At 64.4% G+C, this 26,025-nt stretch carries 25 protein-coding genes and 1 riboswitch; of the genes, 14 read left to right on the plus strand and 11 right to left on the minus strand.

Going from position 1 to position 26,025, the window contains the following annotated elements; translation table 11 throughout:
• Window positions 1–85: 85 nt before the first annotated feature.
• The 6 genes from M4J39_RS10020 to M4J39_RS10045 all read left to right on the plus strand — a co-directional run bounded on the left by M4J39_RS10020 (window position 86) and on the right by M4J39_RS10045 (window position 5,483).
• Window positions 86–1,093, plus strand: coding sequence for an ABC transporter permease (locus M4J39_RS10020; protein ID WP_251727976.1), 1,008 nt, complete (start codon window positions 86–88; stop codon window positions 1,091–1,093).
• Entirely contained in the window at window positions 1,090–2,037 is a 948-nt protein-coding gene (locus tag M4J39_RS10025) for an ABC transporter permease (protein WP_251727705.1), read from the plus strand. The genes M4J39_RS10020 and M4J39_RS10025 overlap by 4 nt, the downstream gene beginning before the upstream one ends.
• The gene (locus M4J39_RS10030) at window positions 2,034–2,867 is read left to right on the plus strand and encodes an ABC transporter ATP-binding protein (protein ID WP_251727706.1); all 834 of its coding nucleotides are present in this window, start codon (window positions 2,034–2,036) and stop codon (window positions 2,865–2,867) included. Before M4J39_RS10025 ends, M4J39_RS10030 begins: the two co-directional genes overlap by 4 nt.
• Window positions 2,864–3,619, plus strand: a complete 756-nt coding sequence (locus M4J39_RS10035; protein WP_251727707.1) for an ATP-binding cassette domain-containing protein — start codon at window positions 2,864–2,866, stop codon at window positions 3,617–3,619. Before M4J39_RS10030 ends, M4J39_RS10035 begins: the two co-directional genes overlap by 4 nt.
• 69 nt (window positions 3,620–3,688) lie before the next feature.
• Entirely contained in the window at window positions 3,689–4,366 is a 678-nt protein-coding gene (locus tag M4J39_RS10040) for a DUF2161 family putative PD-(D/E)XK-type phosphodiesterase (protein WP_251727708.1), read from the plus strand.
• 109 nt (window positions 4,367–4,475) lie between these two features.
• A complete protein-coding gene (locus M4J39_RS10045; RefSeq protein ID WP_251727709.1) occupies window positions 4,476–5,483 on the plus strand; it encodes an MBL fold metallo-hydrolase in 1,008 nt (335 codons plus the stop codon).
• On the opposite strand, the gene M4J39_RS10050 is transcribed toward M4J39_RS10045, so the two are convergent.
• Together M4J39_RS10050 and M4J39_RS10055 are read right to left on the minus strand one after the other, a co-directional pair.
• Window positions 5,484–6,665 carry an aminotransferase gene (locus tag M4J39_RS10050; protein WP_251727710.1) on the minus strand — a complete coding sequence of 394 codons (1,182 nt, stop codon included), beginning with the start codon at window positions 6,663–6,665 and terminating at the stop codon, window positions 5,484–5,486.
• A gap of 27 nt (window positions 6,666–6,692) precedes the next feature.
• Window positions 6,693–7,646, minus strand: a complete 954-nt coding sequence (locus M4J39_RS10055) for a LysR substrate-binding domain-containing protein (RefSeq protein WP_251727977.1) — start codon at window positions 7,644–7,646, stop codon at window positions 6,693–6,695.
• Window positions 7,647–7,867: 221 nt separating this feature from the next.
• Between M4J39_RS10055 and speB the strand changes: the two genes are divergently transcribed.
• The 5 genes from speB to M4J39_RS10080 all read left to right on the plus strand — a co-directional run bounded on the left by speB (window position 7,868) and on the right by M4J39_RS10080 (window position 12,826).
• Window positions 7,868–8,920, plus strand: coding sequence for an agmatinase (gene speB, locus M4J39_RS10060; protein ID WP_251727711.1), 1,053 nt, complete (start codon window positions 7,868–7,870; stop codon window positions 8,918–8,920).
• 68 nt (window positions 8,921–8,988) lie between these two features.
• Complete coding sequence (locus tag M4J39_RS10065) at window positions 8,989–10,077, plus strand: PotD/PotF family extracellular solute-binding protein (RefSeq protein WP_251727712.1); 1,089 nt, start codon at window positions 8,989–8,991, stop codon at window positions 10,075–10,077.
• Window positions 10,078–10,147: 70 nt separating this feature from the next.
• Window positions 10,148–11,179 carry an ABC transporter ATP-binding protein gene (locus tag M4J39_RS10070; protein WP_251727713.1) on the plus strand — a complete coding sequence of 344 codons (1,032 nt, stop codon included), beginning with the start codon at window positions 10,148–10,150 and terminating at the stop codon, window positions 11,177–11,179.
• Window positions 11,176–12,027: an ABC transporter permease gene (locus tag M4J39_RS10075; protein ID WP_251727714.1), complete on the plus strand. Its 852-nt coding sequence runs from the start codon at window positions 11,176–11,178 to the stop codon at window positions 12,025–12,027. Before M4J39_RS10070 ends, M4J39_RS10075 begins: the two co-directional genes overlap by 4 nt.
• A gap of 1 nt (window position 12,028) precedes the next feature.
• On the plus strand, window positions 12,029–12,826 hold the full coding sequence (locus M4J39_RS10080) for an ABC transporter permease (protein WP_251727715.1): 798 nt from the start codon (window positions 12,029–12,031) through the stop codon (window positions 12,824–12,826).
• A gap of 16 nt (window positions 12,827–12,842) precedes the next feature.
• On the opposite strand, the gene M4J39_RS10085 is transcribed toward M4J39_RS10080, so the two are convergent.
• The 6 genes from M4J39_RS10085 to M4J39_RS10110 form a co-directional block, all read right to left on the minus strand.
• Window positions 12,843–14,240, minus strand: coding sequence for an FAD-binding oxidoreductase (locus M4J39_RS10085; RefSeq protein WP_251727716.1), 1,398 nt, complete (start codon window positions 14,238–14,240; stop codon window positions 12,843–12,845).
• 76 nt (window positions 14,241–14,316) lie between these two features.
• Window positions 14,317–15,195 (minus strand): ABC transporter ATP-binding protein, encoded by an 879-nt coding sequence (locus tag M4J39_RS10090; RefSeq protein WP_251727717.1) that lies wholly within the window; start codon window positions 15,193–15,195, stop codon window positions 14,317–14,319.
• Window positions 15,182–16,144, minus strand: a complete 963-nt coding sequence (locus M4J39_RS10095) for an ABC transporter ATP-binding protein (protein ID WP_251727718.1) — start codon at window positions 16,142–16,144, stop codon at window positions 15,182–15,184. Before M4J39_RS10095 ends, M4J39_RS10090 begins: the two co-directional genes overlap by 14 nt.
• Window position 16,145: 1 nt before the next feature.
• Window positions 16,146–17,033, minus strand: coding sequence for an ABC transporter permease (locus tag M4J39_RS10100; RefSeq protein WP_251727719.1), 888 nt, complete (start codon window positions 17,031–17,033; stop codon window positions 16,146–16,148).
• Window positions 17,030–18,022 (minus strand): ABC transporter permease subunit, encoded by a 993-nt coding sequence (locus tag M4J39_RS10105; RefSeq protein ID WP_251727720.1) that lies wholly within the window; start codon window positions 18,020–18,022, stop codon window positions 17,030–17,032. The genes M4J39_RS10100 and M4J39_RS10105 overlap by 4 nt, the downstream gene beginning before the upstream one ends.
• 150 nt (window positions 18,023–18,172) lie before the next feature.
• Window positions 18,173–19,891, minus strand: a complete 1,719-nt coding sequence (locus M4J39_RS10110; RefSeq protein ID WP_251727721.1) for an ABC transporter substrate-binding protein — start codon at window positions 19,889–19,891, stop codon at window positions 18,173–18,175.
• Between the two features lie 434 nt (window positions 19,892–20,325).
• Between M4J39_RS10110 and M4J39_RS10115 the strand changes: the two genes are divergently transcribed.
• The gene (locus M4J39_RS10115; protein ID WP_371875443.1) at window positions 20,326–21,414 is read left to right on the plus strand and encodes a LacI family transcriptional regulator; all 1,089 of its coding nucleotides are present in this window, start codon (window positions 20,326–20,328) and stop codon (window positions 21,412–21,414) included.
• A gap of 109 nt (window positions 21,415–21,523) precedes the next feature.
• On the opposite strand, the gene M4J39_RS10120 is transcribed toward M4J39_RS10115, so the two are convergent.
• Window positions 21,524–21,682, minus strand: a complete 159-nt coding sequence (locus tag M4J39_RS10120) for a hypothetical protein (RefSeq protein WP_251727723.1) — start codon at window positions 21,680–21,682, stop codon at window positions 21,524–21,526.
• A gap of 141 nt (window positions 21,683–21,823) precedes the next feature.
• Window positions 21,824–22,849 carry a zinc-binding alcohol dehydrogenase family protein gene (locus tag M4J39_RS10125; protein WP_251727978.1) on the minus strand — a complete coding sequence of 342 codons (1,026 nt, stop codon included), beginning with the start codon at window positions 22,847–22,849 and terminating at the stop codon, window positions 21,824–21,826.
• Between the two features lie 101 nt (window positions 22,850–22,950).
• Here M4J39_RS10125 and M4J39_RS10130 point away from each other — a divergent pair, with 101 nt between their 5' ends.
• The gene (locus tag M4J39_RS10130) at window positions 22,951–23,385 is read left to right on the plus strand and encodes a helix-turn-helix domain-containing protein (protein WP_251727724.1); all 435 of its coding nucleotides are present in this window, start codon (window positions 22,951–22,953) and stop codon (window positions 23,383–23,385) included.
• A gap of 17 nt (window positions 23,386–23,402) precedes the next feature.
• Here M4J39_RS10130 and M4J39_RS10135 read toward each other — a convergent pair whose 3' ends face one another.
• The gene (locus M4J39_RS10135) at window positions 23,403–24,698 is read right to left on the minus strand and encodes a solute carrier family 23 protein (protein ID WP_251727725.1); all 1,296 of its coding nucleotides are present in this window, start codon (window positions 24,696–24,698) and stop codon (window positions 23,403–23,405) included.
• Between the two features lie 284 nt (window positions 24,699–24,982).
• Window positions 24,983–25,190, plus strand: a riboswitch (cobalamin riboswitch).
• Between the two features lie 31 nt (window positions 25,191–25,221).
• On the opposite strand from M4J39_RS10135, the gene M4J39_RS10140 reads away from it, so the two are divergent.
• Window positions 25,222–25,899 carry an energy-coupling factor ABC transporter permease gene (locus tag M4J39_RS10140; protein ID WP_251727726.1) on the plus strand — a complete coding sequence of 226 codons (678 nt, stop codon included), beginning with the start codon at window positions 25,222–25,224 and terminating at the stop codon, window positions 25,897–25,899.
• Window positions 25,900–26,025 lie beyond the last annotated feature (126 nt).

Here is a 26,025-nt window from a genome sequence, read left to right on the forward strand (position 1 = left end):
CCATCCTTGCAAGTGAGGAGCGATCCAACTCGTGTTCCATTCGAGCGCCAAGCAAACCGCGGGGCTAAGGCGCGCCCGCGGCATCATGGTCAACATCGGCCGGTTCGCCGTCATGTTGGCGACCACCTATCTCGGCCTGCTCGCTGTCACCTTCTTCATTGGCCGCGTGGTCCCCATCGACCCGGTGCTGGCGATTGTCGGCGACCGCGCTCCGGCCTCGGTCGTCGAGCGCGTCCGCGAGGAAATGGGCTTCAACCTGCCACTTTGGCGGCAGTTCGTCCTTTACCTCCAGCAGGCCCTGACCGGCGATTTCGGCACGTCGGTGCTGACGACCAATCCGGTACTGGAAGACATCATCAGGGTGTTTCCGGCAACGCTGGAACTTGCCACGGTCGGAACGCTGATCGGCGCCGGGCTGGGTGTGCCGCTCGGTGTCATCGCGGCGGTCCGGCGCGGCTCGATCGCCGATCAGATCGTCCGCATCGTCGGGCTCATCGGTTACTCGGTGCCCATCTTCTGGCTGGGGCTGCTGTCGCTTCTGCTGTTCTATGCCAAGCTGAAGTGGGTCGCCTATCCCGGCCGCCTCGACATAGCCTACGAGTACACCTTTACCCCGATCACCGGTCTTTTTCTCATCGATGCCGCCTGGACGCGGCAATGGGACGTCCTTTGGGACGCCTTCCGGCATATCATCCTGCCCGGTGCGCTTCTCGGCTATTTCTCACTCGCCTACATCAGCCGCATGACGCGCTCCTTCATGCTGAACGAGCTTGGTCAGGAGTATATCGTCGCCGCGCGCGCCAAGGGCCTCAGCGAACGCCGAATCGTCTGGTTCCACGCGCTCCGCAACGCCGCCGTGCCGCTCGTCACCGTCATCGCCTTGTCCTATGCCGGCCTACTCGAGGGATCGGTCCTGACCGAAACGGTGTTCTCCTGGCCGGGCATAGGCCTCTACATCACCAACTCCTTGCAGAATGCCGACATGAACGCCGTGCTCGGTGGCACCATTGTCATCGGTTCGGTGTTCATCACCATCAACATGCTGTCCGACCTGCTCTATCGGCTGCTCGACCCGAGGACTCGCGCAAGATGACCGATCCCTCGTCACCGGCGCCCTCGACGGCGTCGAATGAAAGCTGGCGCGAGTGGCTGCTCACTGCCGAGCCGCATTCCCGCAATCAGGCAAGGCTCGGCCGCGCCTATGTCACATGGCGTCGCTTTTCGGAAAATCGGCTCGCCGTTACCGGCCTTCTGATCATTGTCGCCCTGGTGCTGGTCGCCATCTTCGCCGATCTCCTGGCTCCGCATTCGGCGACTGTCGGCGACCTGGCCGGCGCCCGCTTGCTGCCGCCGGGGTCGCCCGGCTTCCTGCTCGGCACCGACGACCAGGGTCGCGACATTCTGTCGCGCCTGCTCGTCGGCTCGCGCATCACGCTCGCCGTGGTGGCGCTGGTCGCCATCATTGCCGCGCCGGTCGGGTTGCTGATCGGCACCGTCTCCGGCTTCGCCGGTGGCTACGTCGATGCAGTGCTGATGCGTGTCACCGACATTTTCCTGGCCTTCCCGAAGTTGATCCTGGCGCTGGCCTTCGTGGCCGCTCTCGGGCCGGGTATCGAGAACGCCGTCATCGCCATCGCGTTGACGTCCTGGCCGCCGTATGCCCGCCTCGCTCGCGCTGAAACGCTGGGTGTCAGAAACTCCGACTACATCGCCGCCGTTCACCTGATGGGTGCTTCGCCGGCTCGCATCGTCATCCGGCACATCATGCCGATGTGTCTTTCCTCGCTGATCGTCCGCGTCACGCTCGACATGGCGGGCATCATCCTGACGGCAGCCGGCCTCGGCTTCCTGGGCCTTGGCGCCCAGCCGCCGCTGCCGGAGTGGGGCACGATGATCGCCTCGGGCCGCCGTTTCATCCTCGACCAGTGGTGGGTAGCGACCATGCCCGGCATCGCCATCCTCATCGTCAGCCTCGGCTTCAATCTGCTCGGCGACGGGCTACGCGACGCACTCGATCCACGGGGGGCTGGCCGATGAAGCCGCTGCTGACCGTTAGCAACCTGTCGGTCACCTATCCGACACGCACCGGCGTCGTCGAGGCGGTGCGCGGCCTGTCTTTCGAACTCGGGCGGGAGAGGCTCGGCATCGTCGGCGAGAGCGGCTCGGGCAAGTCGCAGACCGGTCGCGCCATCATGGGCCTTACGCCGCCCCCCGGCATTGTTCGCGCTGACGCTCTATCCTTTTCCGGCGTCGATCTTCTGAAGGCCGGGTCGTCCACCTGGCGCGAGATGCGCGGCAGTCGCATGGCGATGATCCTGCAGGACCCCAAGTTCTCGCTCAACCCGGTGATGACCATCGGCCGCCAGATCACCGAAACGCTGCGCCATCACGAGAATGTCTCCAAGCGCGAAGCCCGACGCCGGGCCGTCGAAATGCTGGAGGCGGTGCAGATCGAAGATCCGGAGCGGGTTTTCGCCCTCTACCCGCACGAGGTGTCGGGCGGCATGGGCCAGCGGGCGATGATCGCCATGATGCTGGTCTGTGGCCCCGAACTGCTGATTGCCGACGAGCCGACCTCGGCGCTCGACGTCACCGTGCAGCTCGAAGTGCTCGGCATTCTCGATCGTCTGGTGCGGGACAAGGGTATGGGGCTCGTCTTCATCAGCCACGATCTCCGTTTGGTCTCTTCCTTCTGCGATCGGGTGCTGGTGATGTATGCCGGCCGGATCGTCGAGGAACTCGCGACCGCCGATCTTGCCGGCGCCAAGCATCCCTACACGCGCGGTCTGCTCGACTGCACGCCGAAGATCGGCGAGAGTCGGCATCCCCTGCCGGTGCTCGAACGACAGAAGGAGTGGGCGGCGTGACCATCCGCATCGAAAACCTGTCGGTGACCTTCGACGGCTTTCAGGCGCTGAAGTCGGTGAGCGTCGCCGTCGGCAAGGGCGAGTCCTTCGGTCTTGTTGGAGAGAGCGGATCGGGCAAGTCGACGCTATTGCGCGCTGTCGCCGGCCTTGCGCCCGTCAGCGCCGGCGCCATCGAGGTGAATGGCGAAGCGCTCCTTGGCAATCGGCGCAGTCGTGCCTTCCGCCGCGCCGTGCAAATGGTCTTCCAGGATCCCTATGCATCGCTGCATCCGCGCCAGACCGTCGATCGCCAACTGCTGGAGCCGCTCGCCATTCATGGCATCGGCGACGGCGAACGACGCATCCTGAAGGCGCTCGACGAGGTTGGCCTCGGTTCGTCCTTCCGCTTCCGCTATCCACACCAGCTATCCGGCGGCCAGCGGCAACGCGTCGCCATCGCCCGCGCCCTGATCGTCGAGCCCGAGATCCTGCTGCTCGATGAACCCACCTCGGCGCTCGACGCCTCGGTGCAGGCCGAAGTGCTGAACCTCTTGGAAGACGTGCGGAGCCGCCATGGTCTCACCTACATCATGGTCAGTCATGATCTCGGGGTGGTCACCCATATGTGCAGCCGCCTTGCCGTCATGAAGAGCGGTGAGGTGGTTGAAACGCTCGCCGCGACCGATCTTGCCGGCGGCAGGATGGTGTCCGACTACACCCGACGGCTTATGGTGGCGAGCAAGGGCTTCTCGCGCGAGATGGAGCCGGGCTAGCCCACGCTTTCTTTACCGGTTGCGAGCGACGGTTTACCCTCATCGAGTCGCCTGATCGGAAGCCATCGCGTGGAAACCGACCTATACCTTCCCGTAAAGCATCACCTCGAAAGCCTCGGCCTGACCGTCAAGGGAGAAGTGAAGGGCTGCGACCTTGTCGGACTGTCGGATGACGAGCCCGAGTTGGTGGTGATCGGCGAACTCAAGCGCGCCTTCACTCTGGAGCTGGTGTTGCAGGCGGTGGACCGAACGGCGGCGGCCGACGAGGTGTGGCTTGCGATCGGCGCTTCCAAACGCGGCCGCGGCCGCGAGGGTGATCCGCGCGTCAGGAAGCTATGCCGTTTCCTGGGCTTCGGCCTGATCGCCGTCACACCCACCGGCCTGATCGAGGTGATCGTCGAGCCGGCGCCCTGGAAGCCGCGCCGCGACGGCCGCCGTCGATCGCGCATTGTCGAGGAGTTCCGCCGCCGCAAGGGCGATCCGATCGTTGGTGGTTCGACGCGGCTGCCGCAGATGACGGCCTATCGCCAACAGGCCCTGGCCGTCGCCCTCGCATTGCGAGATGGACCGCAGAGGCCGCGCGATCTCAAGCCGACTGCCCCCGACGCGGCGAAAATCCTCCAGGCCAATGTCTATGGTTGGTTCGAGAGGGTCGAACGCGGCGTCTACAGGCTGACGGACGGCGGCAACGCGGCGCTCGTCACATGGGCAGCCTATCTCGCCGTGGGCAAACCCGCGGCGGCGTAAGCCTCACATCTTTGTGTGGCAGGCAACCGCCCGAAGTCTCTGGCAGTTTAGGGAAGTAACGCCATATTGCCAGAACCTGCCTCCAGGCGCATCGGAGCGATCTTCCCGAATGAACCCCTATTACGATCCCGCCAAGACCCACCACACTCCGGAAGGCTTCCATGATCCGGACGTGGAGGCCGGCCGAGCCACCCTTCGCGACATCTGGGAGTGGAAGCGTGAGGCGCGTCGCGAGGGAAAGCCGCTTCCGCCGAGCAGCCCGACACCGACGATAGATCCCGATCTCGGGCGCATCGCCGGCCCGGAAACCTCGGCCACCTTCATCGGTCACTCCACCATGTTGCTCCGCATGGGCGGCCTTACGGTGATGACCGACCCCGTCTTCAGCGAGCGTGCATCGCCTTTCAGCTTCCTTGGCCCGAAGCGGTTTGTATCGCCGGCCATCGCGCTCGACGCGCTGCCAGAGATCGATGTCGTGCTCATTTCCCACGGACACTACGATCACCTCGACCGATCCTCGGTGCGCCGCATCAACCGACGCTTCGATGGTCGGACGCTGTTCGTCGTCCCGCTCGGTGTCGGTGCCTTGCTGCGGCGTTGGGGCATCAGCAACGTCGTTGAACTCGATTGGTGGGAAAGCCACACCTATCGCGGCCTCGACATGATGTTGACGCCGGCCCGGCACTGGTCCGCACGCAGCTTCAATGACCGAAACCGCATGCTGTGGGGCGCCTTTGCCATCTTTGCTGATGACTTCTCCTGCTATTTTGCCGGCGACACCGGCTATGGTCGTCACTTCCATGAGACGCATGAGCGCCTGAAACCGCGCGAACGGAATGGCGTGCTTTTCGATCTGGCGCTGATGCCGATTGGAGCCTACGAGCCGCGCCGCATCATGAAGGAGCACCACATGAACCCCGAGGAGGCGGTGCTCGCGCATCAAGCCATCGGGGCGCGGCGGAGCATCGCCATCCATTGGGGCTGCTTCCAGCTCACCGACGAGCCGCTCGACGAACCGCCGATGAGGCTTGCAACGGCGCGCGCCGCGGCGGGGTTGGACGATGGCGACTTCGTTGCCCTGCCGGTCGGCGGTTCATGGTGGCGGCCGTCGGCCTGATCAAGCGCCGCCGACCGCCCCAAGTTGCCCCAGCCGCCCCGGCAGAAAGCCAATGGTCTCTGCCGTCGCGTTGGCGAAGGCGAAGCGCAGATAGTCGTCCTGTCCGGGCCCGAAGTAGCTACCGGGCACGGTGACGATTCCGGCCCGCCGAGCAAGCTCTTCCGCAACATGGGCTGATTGTACGCCGGCAAAAGGATGGCGGACGAAGGCGAAGTAAGCCCCGACTGCGCCGATCTCCCAGCCGTCCGTCTCGGCGATGGCTGCTTTCAATGCATTGGCGCGACGGGTGATCTCGGTCCGGTTCGTCTCACGCCAGGCGCCGAGCCTCGGCAATGCTTCGGCAACGGCGATCTGGCCGACGCGTGGCGCACAGATCTGCAGGTTGTCCATGATCTTGGCGATTTCGGCCACGACCGTGGGGCTGGCCGTCACGGCGCCCAGTCGATAGCCGGGAACGCAAAAGCTCTTCGAGAAGGAATAGAGCGAGATGAGCCCATCGCCCCAGCCGGCGCGCAGGAAGAGCTCGTGTGGCCGCCTCGCCTCGGCGGGCAGGAAGTCTCGATAGGTCTCGTCCAGGATCAGCCAGATGCCGCGCCGCCGGCAGAGCTCCAGGATGTCGGCGAGAAGGTCGGGAGGGTAGACGGCGCCGGTCGGGTTGTTGGGCGAGACGACGGCGAAAGCCCTGACATCGGTCGTGATCGCGGCATCGAGCGCTTCGAGGCTCGGCAGGAATCCGCCCTCCGCCGGACAGTCGACCAGACCGATTCCGATGCCGAACATGCGCAGCGATGTCTCGTGGTTGAAGTAGAACGGGTTGGACAGCAGAACGCGGCTGCCCGGTTCGGAGACGGCCAGCACGGCGCAGATGAAGGCCTGATTGCAGCCGGCTGTGATGTGGATGTTGTCGGCGGCGATGGCAGCCCCGTAAAGGGCGCTTTCGTCGATCGCGAGCGCTTCGCGCAGGGAATGGTCGCCCTCGATCGGACCATAGGCGGCCGTTGATGGATTGGCTGCCGCCGCCTTCAACAGGGCGATCAACTCGGGATGGGGCGGATAGCCGGGCACGGCCTGCGACAGGTCGACCGTTGTGCCAAGGCTGCCGTCATAGGCGCGCGCCCAAGCCTGAACCGAGGGAATGGGCGGCGGAGCGAGATCGGCAACGAGCGGGTTGAGACGCGGCATGTCCGGGATCCTGTGGCGGCGCGGAGTTCAGGGGGCGGGCGATGGAGTGGTTGGCCGGCGCTGTGACGAGCGGGCCGACAGCTTGGGTTCGGGCAGGGCGTCGGCATCGAGCGTTGCGAACATCCAGTCGACGAAGGCCTTGACGATCGGAGCGGAGCGCATCTCGTTGCGGCAGGCGATGAAGAAGCTGTCGTTGGCCGCGACGGACAGGTCGAATGGCACCACGAGGTCGCCGTCGGCGATCAGCCGGGCGGCGGTGATGGTATCGCCCACCGCGACGCCTTGCCCGTGCACGGCTGCCTCGGTCGAAAGGCGTGCATCACCGAGGAAGTGCTGGCGGCCACGCGGCAGGTCGGCTGCGTCGGCAGCACTCAGCCAGGTGGTCCATTCGTCGCCGCGGTCGCCGTGCAGCAGGGTATGGTGACGAAGGTCCCGCACGGAGCGCAACGGTCGGCTGGCGATCAGGCTGGGCGACACCACCGGAAACAGACGAAGCGGGCTCCACAGGCGGCTCCAACAGCCCTCGACGTTGCCTCGCCCGTAAAGGATGACGAGATCGACTTCCGGATCGCCGACGCGTGCCGGATCGTTGCCGGCGGAAAGGTTCAGCGTGATGCCGGGGTAGGCGTCGGTGAAGCCGTGAAGGCGCGGCAACAGCCAGAAGGACAAGAGACCGGCAACGCACATGATGGTCAGCGTGCCGCTTGCCTCGGGGCGCTGCAGGCGGGCCGTCGCCGACGCGATGTCGCCGAAGGCCTGGGCGACGGCGGGAAGCAGCAAGGCGCCCTGCGCGGTCAGCCGCATGCGGCGGCTGCCGCGTTCGAACAGCGAAGACCCCAGCGTCTCTTCGAGGGTCCTGATCTGATGGCTGACGGCGCCGTGTGTGACGCCAAGCTCGCGCGCGGCCGCCGACACCGAACCACGGCGGGCCGTTGCCTCGAAGGCGCGCAGCGAGTTGAGCGGCGGTAGCCGGCTGGGAATTCCCTGGTCGCCCATCGGATCCGTCTGTGAGAAAAATTCACACGATTGGATAAATCAATGTGAGTTGCATTTCAAATGGATTTGCCTTTTGATTGGGCAAACAAGGGCGATCAGCGCCCTGGGGAACAGTTCATCAGGTGCACCTGGGCAATCGTGGTTGCACCGACAACCGTCACGAATGCGGTAAACCGCCGTGTGACGTGTCGAGGAGTCGATCATCTATGGTTTGGGATGCCGAGCGGCTCAAGGCGCTGCGGGAGAGATATACCGGCAAGCCGGGTGAAACCTACGACCCCCGTTACGCTCGGGTCGCGGCGCGCATTTTTAACGGCACCACCCGGGCTGCTCCCTTTGCGGGCATGCCTACTTTGCTATCGGCCGCCGCTCGATCCATCGACTGGAGCGCGCCTGACTTCGGCGATCTCGATGTTGCCCTTCTGGGCATGCCGATGGATCTCGGCGTCACCAATCGCCCCGGTTCGCGCTTCGGGCCCCGCGCGCTCAGGGCCATCGAACGCATCGGCCCCTACAACGAGGTGCTCGACACGGCGCCCATCCACGATATTTCCGTCGCGGACATTGGCGATGTACCGTTTCGTGGCCGTTTCCGCCTGGAGCAAAGTCACGAGGATATCGAGCGGACGGTTGCCGCCATTGTCGCGGCCGGCGTGCTGCCCCTGTCCGTCGGGGGCGATCACTCTATCACCCATCCCATCCTCAGGGCGGTCGGCGCGAAGGGGCCGGTCGGGCTGGTCCACATCGACGCCCATTCCGACACCGGTGCCCCGTTTGACGACACAAAGTTTCATCACGGCGGCCCGTTCCGCAACGCCGTTCTCGACGGTGTGCTCGATCCCACCCGCACCATCCAGATCGGCATCCGTGGCTCGTCGGAGTATCTCTGGGAGTTCTCGCGCGATAGTGGCATGACGGTGATCGACGCCAGGGATATCTCCCACCTCGGCATTCCCGCCATCATCGAGACGGCGCGGCAGGTGGTGGGCGACGGCCCGACCTACCTCTCTTTCGACATCGACAGTCTCGACCCGGCCTACGCTCCCGGCACCGGCACGCCGGAGGTGGGTGGCCTTACCAGTCGGGAGGCGCTGGCGCTTCTACGAGGGCTGAAGGGGCTCAACTTGGTCGGCGGCGACGTCGTCGAGGTCGCCCCGCAATATGATGCCACCAGCAACACCGCGCAGATCGGCGCACAGATGCTGTTCGAGATCCTGAGCCTGATGGTGTTCAGCCCGGCGCTGAAAAAGAGTAAATAAGCATTAACGAGGGGAACCGGTCGCGCATGCCGAATACGGTGGCGGCCAGATAAAAGGGGACCAATGAGATGACCAAGCTCACCGATTTGTCCGTCAGCCGGCGCGCCTTGCTAGCGGCCGGTGCTACGGGAGCCGCCGTGCTCGCCATGCCGAACGTGCTCCGCGCCCAGGATCGTTCGCTCAAGGTCGGCGCCTATGGCGGCTACTTCAAGGATTCCTTCGACAAGAACGTCTTCCCCGAGTTCACCAAGGCGACGGGCATCGCCGTGGAGTCGGTTGCCGAGCCGACAGGCGAGGCTTGGCTGGTCCAGCTGCAGCAGGCGGCGAACGCCGGCGAGGCTCCCGCCGACGTGTCGATGATCTCGCAGACCTCGATGCTGAAAGGTCAGGCGACCGAACTGTGGGCGCCGCTCGATGCCGCCAAGATCAAGAACATCGACGCCCTGATCCCGGCCTTCGTCAACAAGTACCCCGATGGCCGCATCGCCGGCATCGGTGCTGTCGCCTGGTACGTGACGCTGGTCTCCAACACCGACGTCTACAAGGAAGCACCGACGTCGTGGGCCTACTTGTGGGACGCTTCCAACGCCGACAAGCTCGGCCTGATGGCGTTGGTCTCGAACTCCTTCCTGCTCGAAGTGACGGCCAAGACCTTCTTTGGCGGCACCAACGCGCTCGATACCGAGGAGGGCATCCTCAAGGTGTTCGACAAGCTCGCCGAGCTCAAGGGCAATGTTCGCCTGTGGTATCGCGACGAGGCGCAGTTCGAGCAGGCCCTGAAGTCGGGCGAAATCCCGATGGGCCAGTATTATCATGACGTGACCGGTCTCGCGATCGCCGACGGCTTCCCCGTTCGCTCCACCTTCCCCAAGGAGGGCGGTATCCTCGATTCCGGCTGCTGGGCGCTTTCCAAGGCATCGAAGAAGGTTGAGGAGGCGCACCTCTTCATCGACTTCATGAGCCAGCCGTCGATCCAGGCGCTGGTGACGCGCAAGGTCGGCACCGCGCCGACCGTCAAGCGCTCGCTGACCGACCTGACGGACGCCGAGTTCGCCGCCGCGTCGTCGGAGATCGATCCGATTATCCCGCGCTACGACATGCAGGTGGAAAAGGCCGACTGGCTGAACGAGAAGTGGACCGAGCTGATCGTCGGCTGATCCACCCAGATATCTCCGGCGCTCCGCTTGCTCGCGGGGCGCCTCTTTTCCTGCCAGCTTGGAAACCTTCATGTCGGGTCTGGTACTCAAGGGTGTCAGCCGGGAGTTCGGCCCGGTCAAGGCAGTGAACGATGTCGATCTTGAGGTGCCCAACGGGCGCTTCGTCTGTCTGCTCGGGCCGTCGGGCTGCGGCAAGACGACGCTGCTCCGGATGATCGCCGGTCTCGACGTACCGACCGCCGGCACCATCTCGATCGATGGCGAGGACATAACCCGCCTGCCCACCCACAAGCGCAACCTCGGCATGGTGTTCCAGTCGCTGGCGCTGTTCCCGCATCTGACCGTCGGTGGCAACATCGCCTATGCGCTCAGGATTCGGGGGCTTTCCAAGGAGGAGCAGGCACGCCGCGTCGAGGAGCTTCTGGCTCTCGTACATCTTCCCGGCTACGCCGACCGCGCAGTTTCCAAGTTGTCGGGTGGTCAGCGCCAGCGCGTCGCCATCGCCCGCGCGCTCGCCGTCAGCCCCCGACTGTTTCTCCTTGACGAACCCCTCTCTGCCCTCGATGCCAAGCTCAGGGAGGCCATGCAGGTCGAACTGCGCCAACTGCAGCAGCAGCTCGGCATCACCACCATCGTCGTGACGCACGACCAGCGCGAAGCCATGACCATGGCCGACACCGTCATCGTCATGCAGGGCGGCGAGATCCGCCAGGCGGCGTCGCCGGTGGAAATCTACCGCAAGCCGGCCGACACCTTCGTCGCCGACTTCATCGGATCCACCAACCTGATCGACATTGCGCGCGACGGGGACCGTGGCGTGTTGCTTGGCCGCCCGGCGGCCATCGCTCTGCCATACGGTGTCTCGAAGGCGACCTTGTCTATCCGCCCGGAGGATGTCGAGCTTACGGCGCCCTCTCCGGATCTGCCGGAAGCGACCGTCACCTTCGTTCGCGACCTCGGCGGCACAATCGAGTTCTTTCTCGATGCCGGAGGCGCGCAGGTGGTCGCCGTCACCAGCCCACGCGCCCGTCCGGAGGTTGCCATTGGCGATCGTGTCGGCTTGCGCCTCGATCCCGGCCGTTCCGTGGTGCTCACCCGATGAGGCGCGAACCGGCCCGAGGCTTTGCCCAGCATATGCCGGTGATCTTTCCCGGCCTCATGCTGACGGTCTTCTTCATCGTGCCGTTCGGCACCATGGTCGTCGTGAGTTTCTTTCGGCGCCAGCAGGGCGGCTTTTATGTGCCGGATTTCGTCCTGGCCAACTACGCCCGCTTCCTGACGCCTTTCTTCGGCAACGTTCTCGCCTTTTCTCTCTACCTTGCCGTCGCCGTAGCGGTGGTATCGCTGGTCGTCGCCGTGCCCTTCACCTATCTGATCGCCCGCTCAAGGCGGCGAACCCAGGTGATCTGGCTGGTGGCGCTCCTCTCCATCCTGTCCCTGTCGGAAGTCATCATCGGTTTCGCCTGGTCGACGCTCCTGTCGCGCACCGCCGGCATCACCAACCTTCTCGTCCGCTTCGGCCTGATGGAGGCGCCCAAGGCACTGGTGCCGGGGTTCGGCGCCGTCCTTACCGGCATGGTCTACCAGGCGATGCCCTACGCGGTGCTGGTACTCTATCCGTCGATGGTTCGGCTTGATCCGACCTTGACCGAGGCGGCGCGCACGCTGGGCGCCTCGCCGCTCAAGGCCTTCTTCACCGTGGTGCTGCCCGCGCTTCGGACCACGCTGATCGCCACGCTGATCATGGCCTTCATCTTCGCGCTCGGCTCCTATCTTCTGCCGCAGATTCTCGGCCGCCCGAGCCACTGGACGCTGTCTGTGCTGATTACCGACCAAGCGCTCTACCAGTCCAACATGCCGTTCGCGGCCGCCATGGCGGTCTTCCTGGTGCTGGTATCGCTGGCGCTCGTCACCTTGACGATGTTCGTCGGCAAGAAGCTGGAGGCCTGAGATGGATCGCTTCCTCTCCCGCCTTTATCTCGCGCTGGTCGGCATCTTTCTCGCCGCGCCCATCGTCGTCGTCGCGGGGGTGTCCTTCAACGAGAAACAGAACCTCGCCTTTCCCCCGCAAGGCTTTTCGTTCCACTGGTTCGCCGAGATCTTCGTCAACCCCGAATGGTTCCGCGCACTCGTGGCCTCGGTGCTGCTGGCCATCACCTCAGCTGCGCTCGCCGTCGCCATCGCGCTGCCGCTTGCCTGGTTCCTCTGGCGTCGCGTCGCGCCCTGGGCGCAGGTCTTTCAGCTTCTCGGCGTCGCCCCCTTCACACTGCCGCCGGTGATCACCGCTCTGGGCTTCCTCACCTTCTGGGCTACGTCCGGCTTCTATGGTCAGGTCTGGACGGCGGTGATCGCCCACGCCATTTTCTTCGTGACGCTGCCGCTCGTCACGCTGACATTGGGCTTCTCGTCAATCGACCGCTCGCTGACCGAAGCCGCCGCCACCATGGGCGCCGACGACCGCACGGTGTTCCGCACTGTCGTGTTGCCGTTGATCCTGCCCTATGTGGTTTCCGGCTACGCCTTCGCCTTCGTGCTGTCGCTCAACGAATACATCGTCGCCTACATGACCATAGGATTCGTGCGCGAGACGCTGCCGATCAAGGTGTTCAACGCACTTCGCTACGGCTACACGCCCACCATGGCGGCGGTGTCGGTGCTGTTCGTGGCCGTCACGGCGGCGGTGTTCGGCTTGATCGCCCGTTTCGGCGACCTGCCGAAACTGATGGGCGCCATGTCTTCGAAGGACTGAGCCTTTCGGGGGGCGCCTATATGACCTTGCCGGGGTTGAGCAGGCCATGGGGATCGAGCGCCACCTTAAGGCTCCGGACCAGCGCTATCTCGGCCTGTGAGCGGCTGTGCCCGAGCCAGTCGCGCTTCAATGCGCCGATGCCATGCTCGGCCGATACCGAGCCCGTGAAACGTCGCGTCACGCCGTAGACCACGCTCTCGACGTCATGATGGCCGGTCGGGCCGGGCTCCTCGACCGATGCCATGACATGAATGTTGCCGTCGGCGGCATGGCCAAAGAAGACGGCTCGGCTTGCCGGTAGCCTTTTCGCCAGCTCCGAACGGCAGGCCTCCACGAACCGGCCGACCTCGCCGGGGGGCAGGCCGACGTCGAAGCTCTCGTGCTCGCCGAGCACCGGCTCGATCTCCGCCGAGGCGTCGCGGATCGCCCAGAAGGCTTCCATGTCCGACAGTGACTGTGCCAGCATCGCGTCCGCCACGAGCCCGGCCTCGAATATGCCCTCGAGAAAGGCCTCGAAGGTGGCCCCGTCGCGGGCTCCGTCGCGGCCGTGCCCCTCGACGAGCAGATAGAGCCCGTGTCTTTCGGCGAAGGGATCGCGGCGGCCGGCCACGTTCTCGGTCACCATCGCCCAGTAGTCCGGCCACATGACCTCAAAGGCGGAAAGCATCGGGCCGAGTTCGGCGCGGGCGCTGGCGAGAACGTCCGCGGCGTCCTCGAAGTCGCGGACGGCGATCAGCGCCAGCCCGGTCCAGCGGGGCAGGGGTTGCAATGCGAAGACGGTCCGCGTCACCACGCCGAGCAGGCCCTCGGAGCCGACGAACAGTTGCTTGAGGTCGGGGCCGGCGTTGTTCTTCAGCATCTTGTTCGGCGAACCGATTACGGTGCCGTCGACGAGCACCGCTTCGAGGCCCAGAACCGAAGCGCGCGTCATGCCGTAGCGTAGGACACGGTTGCCGCCGGCATTGGTCGACACGATGCCGCCGGCGGTTGCCGTGCCGCGAGCGCCAAAGTCGATGGGAAACAGGAAACCCTCGGCTTCCGCGGCCTGCTGCATCGCCTCAAGCGGCGTTCCGGCCCGCGCGGTGAGCGTCATGGCGCGTCCATCGATTTCCTCGATGCCGACCATTCGCTCGAGCGACAGCGCCAGTGAGCCGGGTGCGGGGGTGGCGCCGCCGCAGAGGCCGGTGAGGCCGCCCTGCGTCGTGATGGGAAGGCGGTGACGGTTGGCAATGGCGAGCGCGACGGACACCTCGTCAGTCGTCGCCGGTCTCAGGACGGCAAGCGGCTTCTGCGAACGGAGAACCGAGGCATCGGCGTGATTGCGAACGGGGATGTCGTCATCGGTCAGAAAGCCGACCGGGCCGAGCGCCGCCCGCAGTTCCGAAAAGGCCAATGTCTCGTCCTGTCCACCCATCTCGACGCCCCGTCACTCCGCGAGGACCGGCATAGCATGCGTGCCGGTCCTCGCGACAGCGTGTTCGGGCGTAGGGTCAGGAATAGACGCGCACCAGATGGTTCTCCCGGTGTTCGATCAGGTGTCCACCGGATCGAGCGGTGTCGGCGACGAGCCCCAGGTCCTTCAGCTCCTCCTCGCTCCAGCGCTCGTGCAAATGCGGCACGGCGTCGAGCAGCGAGCGGGTGTAGGGATGTTGCGGGTCGCCGAAAACCCGGTCGGTTGCCCCCATCTCGACGATCACGCCCTTCTGAAGGATGATGATCCGGTCGGAGATGTAGTTGCCCAACGCGAGGTCGTGAGTCACGAAGATGATCGACAGCCCCTGGCGCTTGAGATCGCCGAGGAGGTTGAGGACGTCGATGCGCGTCGAAGCGTCGAGCATCGAGATGATCTCGTCGGCCACGAGCAGCCGGATGTCGAGAACCAGCGCCCGGGCGATCAGCAGGCGCTGCAACTGGCCGCCGCTCATCTGGTGGGGAAACTTGTCGAGCGCCGCGGTTTCGAGGCCGACCGCGTTGAGCGCGTCGGTCAAGCGCGTTTCCCAGGTGGCCGCGTCAAGGTCGGAGAGGAACTCGCGCCGGATGGTCCGGAAGACGCGGCCGACCTTGAAGATCGGGTTGAAAGAGCTGAACGGGTCCTGAAACACGCCCTGGACACGGCGGTAATAGGATTTCAGGCTGGCGCCCTTCAGGGTGGAAATGTCCTCGCCGTCAAAGGTGATGCGACCTTCGCTGACCGACGTGAGGCGCAGGATCATGCGACCGACGGTGGTCTTGCCCGAGCCGCTTTCGCCGATCAGCGACACCACTTCGCCGGGTTTCACCTCGAAGTCGACGTCGTGGATCACGCGCTTCTTCTTGCCGCCGAAGGCTCCGGAGCGGAACAGCTTCGATACGTTCTCAACCTTGAGCATGGGCGTCCGCCTTCCAGCAAGCGACCTGATGGCCGGGAGCGATCTCGATGAAGGGAGGCTCTTCGACGCACTTGCCGAAGGCCAGCGGGCAGCGATCGCGGAAGCGGCAGCCCGTTGGCGGTGAGAGCAGTGACGGTGGCCGACCCTTGATGCCCGGCAGGCGTTGTTCCTCGAAGCGGATGCCGACTTCGGGCAAGGAACCGAGCAGCAGGCGCGTGTAAGGGTGCGCCGGAGCCTCGACGATGGTGCGTGTCGGCGCCTTCTCTGCCAGCTTGCCGGCATACATGATCATGATGCTGTCGGCGACCTGCGCGAGGATGGCGAGGTCGTGGGTGACCACGATCATCGACTTGACGTAGCCACGGTCGCGGAACTCGACCAGCGCCCCCGCCACCTTCTTCTGGGAGGCGACGTCGAGCGCCGAGGTCACCTCGTCGGCGATGAGCAGCGAGGGGTCGAGCAACGTCGACAGGACCATGACGACGCGCTGCTTCATGCCGCCCGAAAGCTCGATCGGGTACATGCCGAGCACGTCGGGCGTCAGCCCGAGAATGGCCAGACGCCGTTCGAGTTCGGGCCGGAGCGTCGACCCCTTGAGGCCGCGCGCATCCAGGAGCTCGTCGATCATCCGTCCGATGCGCCGCGTTGGGTTGAGCGCGCTCATGGCGTATTGCGGAACGATCGAAACCTCGCTGAAGCGATAGGGGTTCATCGCCCTGTCGTCGGCGATCGGCAGCACCTTGTCGTCGAGCACGACCTGCCCGCCGACATATTGCATGCGCTCTTCCAGGCGGATCAGCGCCTTGCCCAGCGTCGACTTGCCGCAGCCGGACTCGCCGGCCAGTCCCATGATCTCACCGTCGGCGACCGAGAAGCTGACGCCGTCGAGGGCTTTGACCGCGCCGGCGAGCGTCCGGTAGTGGATCTTGAGGTCGGATACCGCCAGCATGTCAGAGCGCCCTCAGCTTGGGATTGAATACCTCGTCGAGGCCGACGTTCATGACGTAGAGCGAACCGACGATGGCAGTGATGGCAAGGCCCGGCGGTACGAACCACCACCACATGCCCAGTTGCAAGGCAGCGTTCATCACCGAGAAGTTCATCATCAGACCGAGCGATATGGAATCGGTCGGCCCGAGCCCGATGAAGTCCAGTGTCGCGGCGGTCAGGATGGCGCCGCCGAACAGCAGGATGAAGGTCATCACCAGGTAGGAGCTCATGTTCGGTGCGATCTCGCCGAAGATGATGCGGAACGTGCTCTCGCCATTGAGACGGGCCATGCCGACAAAATCGCGCGAGGTGAGCGAGAAGGTCTGGGCGCGAATGGCGCGCGCCGCCCACGGCCAGGATGTGAGGCCGATGAACATCGCTTCCGTGCCGAGGCCGCGCACGCTGAGATAAGCCGCGACCACAAGCAGGACGGCGAAGGTGGGAATGACCAGCACGACGTTGGTCAGCATGTTCAGGACTTCGTCGACGATGCCGCCGCGATAACCGGCGAAGAAGCCGACCAGCATGCCGATCACCGCCGCGGTGATGCCGCCGAGGGCCCCGACGATGAAGCTGGACCTCAAGCCGTGGACGAACTGCGAAAACACGTCCTGACCGAACAGAGTGGTGCCGAACCAGTAGTCGGCCGACGGCGGCAGACCCGGAGGGGCATCGAAGGTCAGCGGCTCGTGGGTTGCGAGCATCGGTCCGAAGATCGCGCCGAGGAGAAAGATCAGGAAGACGACGGCGCCGATGACCAGCTTGGTGTTGCGAAAGGCGAAGTAGAGGATCTCGTTGCGGCCGCTCTTGGCGGCGGGAGCTGCCGGAGAAGAACTGGTGCTCGTCATGCTGCATCTCCTTGCAATCCGACGCGGGTGCGCGGGTCGACGATCACGTAGACGACGTCGACGATCAGGTTGGCGAGCAGCACGCCGACGATGATGAACAGGAACACGCCCTGGATCACGAAATAGTCCTGGTTCTGGATACCCGACAGCACCAGCCAGCCGAGGCCCGGGTAGGAGAAGACGATCTCGGTGACCAGCGCGCCGCCGACCACTGCGCCGAGCTGCAGGGCAAGACCGGTGATCTGGGGCAGCATGGCATTGCGGAAGGCGTATTTGCGAACGAGCCGCTGCGGAGCGCCCAGCGCCATCAGATAGTTGGCGTAGTCGCTTTCGAGCTCGTAGATGATCATGTTGCGCATGCCGATCGCCCAACCGCCGAGCGCCACCAGGAACAGCGAGGCAAATGGCAGGATCCAGTGGTAGAGAAGACTGCTGATGAACTTCCAGGTCCACTCGGCCTTGAGCGACTGGTCGTAGCCGAAGGCCAGCGGGAACCAGCCGAGCGACGAGCCGAGCACCCACGCCAGCAGGATGCCGAGCCACATGTAGGGCGTGGCGGTGAGGAGATAGCCGAGGGGCAGGACGGTGTTGTCCAGGAGCTTGCGCCGCGCCGCCAGCGCGCCGACGACGTTGCCGACATACCAGGAGAGCAGGATCGACGGCAGCAGCAAGCCCAGAGTGTAGGGCAGGGCGCGGCCGATCAGCGTCGTCACCGGGGTCGGGAACAGCATGATGGAACGGCCGAGGTCGCCGTTCAGCAGTGCCCACCAGAAGTTGAGGTACTGCTGCCAAAGCGGCTGGTCGAGGTTGAAGGCCGCCATGAAGTAGGATGTCAGCGCCGCGTTGGCGTCCGGCATGAGGGCGATGCGCGACACGAGCGCGTCGACGGGATTGCCCGGCATGAAGCGCGGGATAGCCCAGTCGATGGTCACCGCGACGATGAACGTCAGGAGATAGATGAATAGCTTCCGGGCGAGGTAGCGCAGCACGGTCGGGGCTCCGGAAAAAGAACAACGATTCCCCAGCCGGACCCGGGCGGCGACGTTTGTCGTCGTCCGGGTTCTGCGCAAGCGAGTCGTTTGTTCGGTCGGACGGAGGCGTCCCGGCGGCGCTAGCCACCGGGACGGGGAATCGGCGACTTATTCGCCGGCCGGCTCGAGATGGGTAATGGTGTCGAGTCCGGTCATTTGCAGCCAGCCGCGCCACGAGATCGGGATGAACTGACGATCGGTGCCGTCGGCAGGCCAATTCTTCCAGGTCGTGGTGCTCATCTGCGCCCAGGCGCCGTTGTACCAGAGCGGAATCATCGGCAACTGGTCCATGAAGCTGACCTGAAGCTTGGCCGTGATTTCCTTCATCTTCTCGATGTCGGTGCGCGGCGTCTTGGCGAGCTGCACGGTGAGGTCCCAGGCTTCCTTGTCCTCGAAGCGCGCAAAGTTGTAGTTGGTCTGCGAGCTCAGGATGGGCAGCTGGTAGAGGTAGCGGTAGTAGGTGTAAGGCGTGTCGCTGAGCGGCTGGGAATTCTCGATCATCAGATCGAAATTGCCGGTGTTGCGCTGCGACTGGTAGGTGTTGAAGTCAGGATATTTCGGCGTGATCTTGATGCCGACCGCCTTGGCGTCGGCCGAGATCATCTGCACGGCCTGCATCCAGTCCGACCAACCCGAGGGAACTTCGATCTTGAGGTCGATCGGCTCGCCCTTCGGCGTCTGGTAGAAGCCGTCGGGTCCCTTCTTGTAGCCGGCCTCGTCGAGGATCTCGGCCGCCTTCTTCGGGTCATAGCTGAAGCCGTGCTGCTTCACCGCTTCCTTGTCGATGTACTTGTCCCACACTGGCAGAAGGCCGGTCGGGCTCGCCGGCAGCACGACGTTGCCGTAGTCCACCTTGGCGATCTGGTCTGTGTTGATCGAGAAGGCCAGGGCGCGGCGGAAGGCCGCATCGTCGAGCGGGGCCTTCTTGGTGTTCGGCAACAGCCACGACGTCACGGCCGGTAGCATGTACGGCGGCTTGTCGTAGTAGGTGTGCAGGCCATAGCCGCCGCTGATCAGCGTCGCCACGCCCGGCAGGAAGTTGTTGTTGAGATCCTGCTTGCCCGAGAGAAGCAGGCCGAGCGCCACGTTGTTCGAAGAGTTGACGAGATCGATGATGTACTTGGGCTTCGGATCGGGCGAGATGCCCGCCTTGGAGGCCCACCAGCCGTCCGGCGTCTTGGTCCAGACGACGCGCGTCGTCGGGTCATAGCCGGCCTTGTCGAACACATAGGGGCCGGTGCCAATCGGCTCGTCCGGCGTCCAGGACGTGATCTCGGTTTCGTTGGCATGATCCTTCCACTGGGAAGGCTTCATCATCGGGATGTTCCAGAGGGCGTTCTGCCAGGCCTGGTAGTTGGGCGTACCCTCGAAGGTCACCGTCACCGTGTTGCCGGCCGCTTCGACGCTCTTGATGCTCTTGTAGAGGTCGGTCCACCAGATCGTCGGCAGCTTGCCGAGATCGATGTTCCACTTCACGTCGTCGGCGGTGAAGTCGTCACCATCGCTCCACTTGATTCCGGAACGGATGGTCAGCTTGAAGACGGTGGGGCTGTCCCATTCGCCCTTTTCGGCCAGCCAGTCGATGTACTTGTCGGCGATCGGATCGTAGCGGAACAGCGTCTCGTTGACGAGGCCGATCAGGCCGTTGGCGAAGTTGCCGAAGTATGGGTTGAAGCCGACAATGTTGCCCCACTGGGCGCCGCTCATGTAGAGCGTCTCGTTGCGCGGATACTCACCCGACTGCGCCAGGGCCGAGCCGGCCACCGTCGCCATCAGTGCAGCAGCCGACACGACCGTGAAGGTGCGGCGATTGATACCAAACGACATCTCGATCCTCCCTTTCCTCCTGCGGCGACAAGCTCCCCGCCGCGACCAAACGCTTCCCGCACGGCCTGCGCCGTAGGGTTGCACATCTTTCGAGAGGGTCATGGGCAAGTGCGGTCAGGAAAAGGGGACTACCCAAACGATCCGACCGTGCGGCCGATGACGGAACAGCGGCGACTGTTGGCTCCTCTCGCTCCACCCATCAGCAAGTCACTGAAATATCGCGACTATCTCCTCTGGAACTCGCGACATCACAGCTGGCGACCTGCCGGCGCGCCTTCCGCGGTTGCCCGCGGCATTCTTTCCTGTAACGTTACAGTAGCCTTACCCAAAGGCGCAACAATACGCAAGCCTCTGTTCTGTTACTCGCCCAAAGGATGTAGGGTGAGCGATTGGGAGGAGCAGCGCCGTCGGGAACGACCGGGGGATTTGCGCTGATTGGCAACATGGTATCGCACGACGAGACGCGCTCGGAAGACGCGCCCGCTCAGCCGCCCGTTCGGCCGACGCTCAAGACCATCGCCCGGCTGGCCGGCCTTGGCGTGACGACGGTGTCCCGCGCGCTTCACGATGCGCCCGACATTGGCGAGGAGACAAAAGCACGCGTCCGCCGGCTCGCAGAGAGCCTCGGCTACCAGCCGAACCGGGCCGGCGTCCGTCTGCGCACCGGGCGCAGTCACGTGATTGCCTTGGTGCTGGCTACCGAGGCCGAGGAACTGGGCATCAACTCGCAGCTCATCTATGGCATTTCCGAGGCCCTGTCGTCCTTGACCTATCAGTTGGTCGTCATGCTGCATGACCCGAGCGCCGATCCTCTCGGGCCGGTTCGCAGCATTGTCGAGGCCGGGGCCGCCGATGGCATCCTGTTTGCCCGTATCGAGCCGGACGACGCGCGCGTCCGCTTCCTGACCGAACGCGGCGTGCCGTTTGCGACGCATGGGCGAACCGACATGGGCATCGTCCATCCCTACTTCGACTTTGACAACGAAGCCTATGCCGAGAGCGCCGTGAAGCGTCTCGCAAGTCTCGGCCGGCGTCGTCTGGCGCTGGTCGGACCGCCTCCGCACCTTGCCTACGCCCGCCATATGGCGACCGGCTTTTGTCGCGGTATCTCAACCTTGGGTCTCGAGAAAGTATCTGTGGAGGGTATCGATACCGACAGCCCTCATGAGCGGATTCAGGCTGAGGTACAACGTTTGATGCAACGCGCCGATCGACCGGATGGAATCGTCAGTGGCGGTGCCGTGGCGGCTCTGTCGGTAACTGCCGGCGCCGAGGCGGCGGGCCTTGTTCTCGGCGGTGATTTCGACGTTGTCGTGAAGGAGTCGTCCGACCTGTTTCGGAAGTTCCGGCCGGCCATCGAGACGGCGCGCGAGGACTTTCGTGCCGCCGGACGCTGGCTGGCTCAGGCAATCGTCGGCCGCATCGAGGGCACGGCCGACGCCGACATCCATTTCCTGGATGTGCCACGGATCGAAGTGTCCGAGACTATGGACGAAAGGGTGGTTGCCGGCGGTATTCGATGATGCCATCGGCCAGATACGGCAAAGCGCCCGATCCGGTCAGGGAAATCGAGCGCTCGGCGTCGGCCGGGGTGGTCGGCCGGGGTTCGTGGGCCGCGATTGGCCCTGGGCTTCAGCAGCCGAAGGCGCGCTGGCGGCAGAGGCCGCGCGCCGCATGGCGCGTCCGGACCTCAAGATCGTAGCGATCGGCGGCGGTGATGTAGACGAGTTCGCGCTCGGCGGCAGCAGGGGCGCGGAAGGTCTTTGCGAGGTGCTTCAGGGTGCCGAACATGATCTTTGTCCTTTTCCGTTCCGGGCGTCTCCCGGAACCCGTTTCCACTCTTTTTCTTTGCACCTCGAATATAGCCTCGCGCCGCCCTCTCTCCAATGGGCTGAAGCCGCCGCTGCGAGTCGTATTTTCTTTGGGGATGCTTCAGTTTTCCTGAGAAAAGCCTTCCAGCACGATCTTGCCGCGTGCTCTGCCGGTCTCGATGATCGCATGGGCGCGGCGGAGGTTGTCGGCGTTGATCGGCCGCAGCACTTCGGTGAGTGTCGTCCGGAGCCGGCCGGCGTCGACAAGGCTGGCGACTTCGGTGAGCAGCTTCCCCTGTTCCTCCATATCCGGCGTCTCGAACAGTGAACGTGTGAACATCAGCTCCCAGTGAACCGACACCGCCTTGCGCTTGAACCCGATGATGTCGAGGCTGTCGGGATCGTCGATCAATCCGAAGCGGCCCTGCGGCGCGATGAGTTTCGCGATCTCCTGGAGATGGCGATGCGTCTCCGTGGTCGAGAAGACGAAAGCCGGCGCACCGATCCCGAGCGCGGCTACTTCGTCGGCGAGCGGACGCGAATGATCGACGACATGATGGGCGCCAAGCTCGATTACCCAACCTCTCGTCTCGGGACGCGATGCCGTGGCGATGACGGTGAGGTCGGTCAGCGCTCTGGCGAGCTGGATGGCGATCGAACCGACACCGCCCGCTCCGCCGACGATCAGAATGGCGTCGGCGGCGCCGGGAACCTTGCGCCGCACGTCGAGCCGATCGAACAGCATCTCCCACGCGGTAATGGCGGTGAGCGGCAATGCCGCCGCCTCGGCGTCGCTCAGCGTTCCAGGCTTGCGGCCGACGAGACGCTCGTCGACGAGATGGAATTGGCTGTTGGCGCCGGGACGGGCGATCGACCCGGCGTACCAGACCTCGTCGCCGGATTGAAATGTGGTCGCCTCGTTCCCCACGGCGACGACGCGACCCACTGCATCCCAACCGAGCACCTTGAATGTGCCGGGCGCCGGCACGGCGCTCTTGCGCACCTTGGTGTCGACAGGATTGACGGCAATGGCGGCGATCTCGACCAGGAGATCCCGGCCCGCTGCGACGGGCGTCGGCAGATCGACGTCGAGGAGCGAATCCGGGCGGTCGATGGCGCCGGCTTGACGATAGGCGACGGCTTTCATCATGAACTTCCTCTTCTGTTGATATACGCAATAATTGTCCTTACAGACGAAAGGTGCCAATACGCACAACGAACGCAGATACTGCAGAAAAGGATAGTGTCATGGCCAAGGTCCGGCATTCCCGCTTTGACTGCGTGCCGGGGTGTTCGGTTGAAGCGGCCATCGGACTGATCGATGGCAAGTGGAAGTCGGTGATCCTCTTTCATCTTCTGGCGAGGACGCTGCGCTTCGGCGAGTTGAGCCGAATTCTCGTCCTGGTATCGCCGCGCATGCTGACCAACCAATTGCGCGAGCTGGAAGAAGATGGGCTGGTGGTACGCACGGTCTATCCTCAGGTTCCGCCGAAGGTGGAATACTCATTGTCGCCGCTCGGCCGCTCGATGGAGCCGGTGCTGATGGCTCTGAAGACGTGGGGCGATGCGAACATCAGCCGCTTCGGCAAACCGAACGGGTTGGATCCCCGCGAAAGAAAAAACCCACCGGCGTCGGCCGGTGGGCATCAGTGGGCCAGGTTCGATCCGGAGCCGATCGAATAGATCGGCCCGGTTCCTCGCTAGGCCTGTTTCGGGGCGCGATCGAGCAGCGCATAGAGCAGGATGGCGCCAAAGGTCGCGGTGCCGATGCCGCCCAGCGTGAAGCCGCCGATGTTGAGCGTGAGATCGCCGGCACCGGCGATCACCGCTGCCGCGGTGGTGATCAGGTTCTTGGTTTCGGAGAAGTCGACCTTGTTCTCCACCCAGATCCGACCAGCCGTCGCAGTGATCAGGCCGAAGATGACGATGGACAGACCACCGATCACCGGACCGGGGATGGTGCCGATCAGCGCACCGAACTTCGGCGAGAAGCCGAGCAGGATGGCGATCACGGCCGCCACCACGAAGATCAGCGTCGAGTAGATCTTGGTCACCGCCATCACGCCCATGTTCTCGGCATAGGTGGTGACGCCGGTGCCGCCGAAGGAACCCGACAGCATGGTGGCAAGTCCGTCGCCGAGGAACGCTCGGCCGACGTAGCGATCGAGGCTGCGGCCGGTCATGGCGCCGATTGCCTTGATGTGCCCGAGATTCTCGGCGACCAGAATGATCGCCACCGGCGCGATCAGCGCCATGGCGCTGGTCGAGAAGGTCGGCGCGGTGAAGGTCGGCAGACCAAACCAGGGCGCGGCGTCGAGCTTGGCAAAATCGATCGGCGCGTCGCCGAACGAGGCGGCTCCCAGCCAATAGACCACATAACCGACGAGGCCGCCGATCAGCACCGGAATGCGGCGCAGCATGCCCGGCGCATAGACGGCGGCAGCGCCGACGGCGACGATGGTGATGAGGCCGACTGTCCGATCGAAGCCGGTCGCGGAGATGCCTTTGACGGCGATTGGCGCCAGGTTGAGGCCGATCGCCGCGACGATGGCACCGGTGACAACCGGCGGCATCAGCTTCTCGATCCACTGGTAGCCGATCTTGATGACGATCAGGCCGATCAGCGCGTAGAGCGCACCGGCCGCGATAATGCCGCCGAGCGCCACGCCGATGTTGACGTTGGTGCCGGTACCGGCATAGCCCGAGGCGGCCATCACCACGGCGATGAAGGCAAAGCTCGATCCGAGGTAGGAAGGCACGCGCCCACCGACCACGAGGAAGAAGATCAGCGTGCCGATGCCGGAGAACAGCACGGCGACGTTGGGGTCGAAGCCCATGATGATCGGCGCAAGCACCGTCGAGCCGAACATGGCGACAACGTGCTGGAAACCGGCGATCAGGGTCTGCGGCCAGGGCAAGCGCTCTTCCGGCGCGACGCGATCGGCGGTGGTCAGTTTCCAGTGCGGAAACCAGCCTTCGGTTGGGCTTGTTGTCATGATTGTCTCGTCTGTTGTCCCCGGTCCGTCCCCCCGTGGGCGGCCGCATGGGAAAGGCGAGATGGTCACTATCCCCAACACCTGCGCAGGCGAAAGAGCAGCCTTCTACTAGCATGTCGGACGGTCAGGCGCGTGACATGCTGATTTCTAAGACGAAAACGTACATTTTGACCAGATGGTCAGATTTCAACCCATTGACAATCCACAGAAAAATCAGTCTCGGCGATGCCCGGCCGCCAATGTTCCCGGGACCGAATCGGCTTGACAGTCGTTGCCGCTTGTCGGCAGGTGATCGTGTGCAAGGTGTTTCGGCGGCATTCGGCCGCCGAGATGAAACGGGAACGGGGAAGGATCACGATCCGAAACCCCGGCCGCCCCCGCGACTGTGCGCGGTGAGCCTCCGTCCGGAATGCCACTGGGATTTTCCCGGGAAGGCGGACGGCAGGCAGCGATCCGCGAGCCAGGAGACCGGCCTTGGACAAACATTCGGATTCCGTCGGGTGAGACGGAAAAGGAGACCGACATGCATATCGAACCCGGCCTGGTGGCCGATGGTAAACTGTGGCTCAGCTATCTCACGGCGACGGGCGCTGCCGGCTACGGCCTGACGCTCGCCTGGAAGATGGCGCGGGAGACCGGCGTTCTGTCGCTTGGCCTGCGCTCCGTGGCCACGACCGCGCTCGTCTTTTCCTTCTTCGAGGTGTTGCCGCACTATCCGGTCGGCGTCTCCGAGGTGCACCTCATTCTCGGATCGACGCTGTTCCTGCTGTTCGGCGCCGCTCCCGCGGCCATCGGTCTTGCCTTGGGTCTTCTGATTCAGGGGCTGTTCTTCGCCCAGTTCGATCTGCCGCAATACGGCATGAACGTCACCACGCTTCTGGTGCCGCTCTTCGGCCTCTCGGCTCTCGCCAGCCGCGTCATCGCGCCGGCAACGCCTTATGTCGAGCTGAAGTACCGACAGGCACTGGCTCTTTCCACCGCCTATCAGGCGGGCATCGTCGCCTGGGTCGGCTTCTGGGCCTTCTATGGCCAGGGTTTCACCGTCGACAACTTCGCCGCCATCGGTTCGTTCGGCGGAGCCTACATGCTGGTGATCATCGTCGAGCCGCTGGTCGATCTGGCCGTGCTGGCAGGCGCCAAGCTTCTTCATGGTCTGCGTGGCAGCTTCATGGTCGAGCGTCGCCTTTACGACGCCGCCTGACAGCCTCGATCAGAGCCTTTTCGCCGCGCCGTTCCGGACATCTGGAGCGGCGCGGTTTTCATTCGTGGAGCGCCCGGATTGGGGCCGCCGCACGGAGTCCCCCGTCTCCTTACACCGCTTCCGTCA

The organism is Pleomorphomonas sp. NRK KF1 (assembly GCF_023721755.1).
In the GTDB taxonomy this organism is placed as follows: Bacteria; Pseudomonadota; Alphaproteobacteria; order Rhizobiales; family Pleomorphomonadaceae; genus Pleomorphomonas.

Bases quoted from the DNA above. Each gene is read 5' to 3' on its own strand.
- M4J39_RS10020 (WP_251727976.1), top strand. From the start codon at position 86: ATGGTCAACATCGGCCGGTTCGCCGTCATGTTGGCGACCACCTATCTC.
- M4J39_RS10025 (WP_251727705.1), top strand. From the start codon at position 1,090: ATGACCGATCCCTCGTCACCGGCGCCCTCGACGGCGTCGAATGAAAGC.
- M4J39_RS10030 (WP_251727706.1), top strand. From the start codon at position 2,034: ATGAAGCCGCTGCTGACCGTTAGCAACCTGTCGGTCACCTATCCGACA.
- M4J39_RS10045 (WP_251727709.1), top strand. From the start codon at position 4,476: ATGAACCCCTATTACGATCCCGCCAAGACCCACCACACTCCGGAAGGC.
- M4J39_RS10050 (WP_251727710.1), bottom strand. From the start codon at position 6,665: ATGCCGCGTCTCAACCCGCTCGTTGCCGATCTCGCTCCGCCGCCCATT.
- speB (WP_251727711.1), top strand. From the start codon at position 7,868: ATGGTTTGGGATGCCGAGCGGCTCAAGGCGCTGCGGGAGAGATATACC.
- M4J39_RS10065 (WP_251727712.1), top strand. From the start codon at position 8,989: ATGACCAAGCTCACCGATTTGTCCGTCAGCCGGCGCGCCTTGCTAGCG.
- M4J39_RS10070 (WP_251727713.1), top strand. From the start codon at position 10,148: ATGTCGGGTCTGGTACTCAAGGGTGTCAGCCGGGAGTTCGGCCCGGTC.
- M4J39_RS10075 (WP_251727714.1), top strand. From the start codon at position 11,176: ATGAGGCGCGAACCGGCCCGAGGCTTTGCCCAGCATATGCCGGTGATC.
- M4J39_RS10080 (WP_251727715.1), top strand. From the start codon at position 12,029: ATGGATCGCTTCCTCTCCCGCCTTTATCTCGCGCTGGTCGGCATCTTT.
- M4J39_RS10085 (WP_251727716.1), bottom strand. From the start codon at position 14,240: ATGGGTGGACAGGACGAGACATTGGCCTTTTCGGAACTGCGGGCGGCG.
- M4J39_RS10090 (WP_251727717.1), bottom strand. From the start codon at position 15,195: ATGCTCAAGGTTGAGAACGTATCGAAGCTGTTCCGCTCCGGAGCCTTC.
- M4J39_RS10095 (WP_251727718.1), bottom strand. From the start codon at position 16,144: ATGCTGGCGGTATCCGACCTCAAGATCCACTACCGGACGCTCGCCGGC.
- M4J39_RS10100 (WP_251727719.1), bottom strand. From the start codon at position 17,033: ATGACGAGCACCAGTTCTTCTCCGGCAGCTCCCGCCGCCAAGAGCGGC.
- M4J39_RS10110 (WP_251727721.1), bottom strand. From the start codon at position 19,891: ATGTCGTTTGGTATCAATCGCCGCACCTTCACGGTCGTGTCGGCTGCT.
- M4J39_RS10120 (WP_251727723.1), bottom strand. From the start codon at position 21,682: ATGTTCGGCACCCTGAAGCACCTCGCAAAGACCTTCCGCGCCCCTGCT.
- M4J39_RS10125 (WP_251727978.1), bottom strand. From the start codon at position 22,849: ATGAAAGCCGTCGCCTATCGTCAAGCCGGCGCCATCGACCGCCCGGAT.
- M4J39_RS10130 (WP_251727724.1), top strand. From the start codon at position 22,951: ATGGCCAAGGTCCGGCATTCCCGCTTTGACTGCGTGCCGGGGTGTTCG.
- M4J39_RS10135 (WP_251727725.1), bottom strand. From the start codon at position 24,698: ATGACAACAAGCCCAACCGAAGGCTGGTTTCCGCACTGGAAACTGACC.
- M4J39_RS10140 (WP_251727726.1), top strand. From the start codon at position 25,222: ATGCATATCGAACCCGGCCTGGTGGCCGATGGTAAACTGTGGCTCAGC.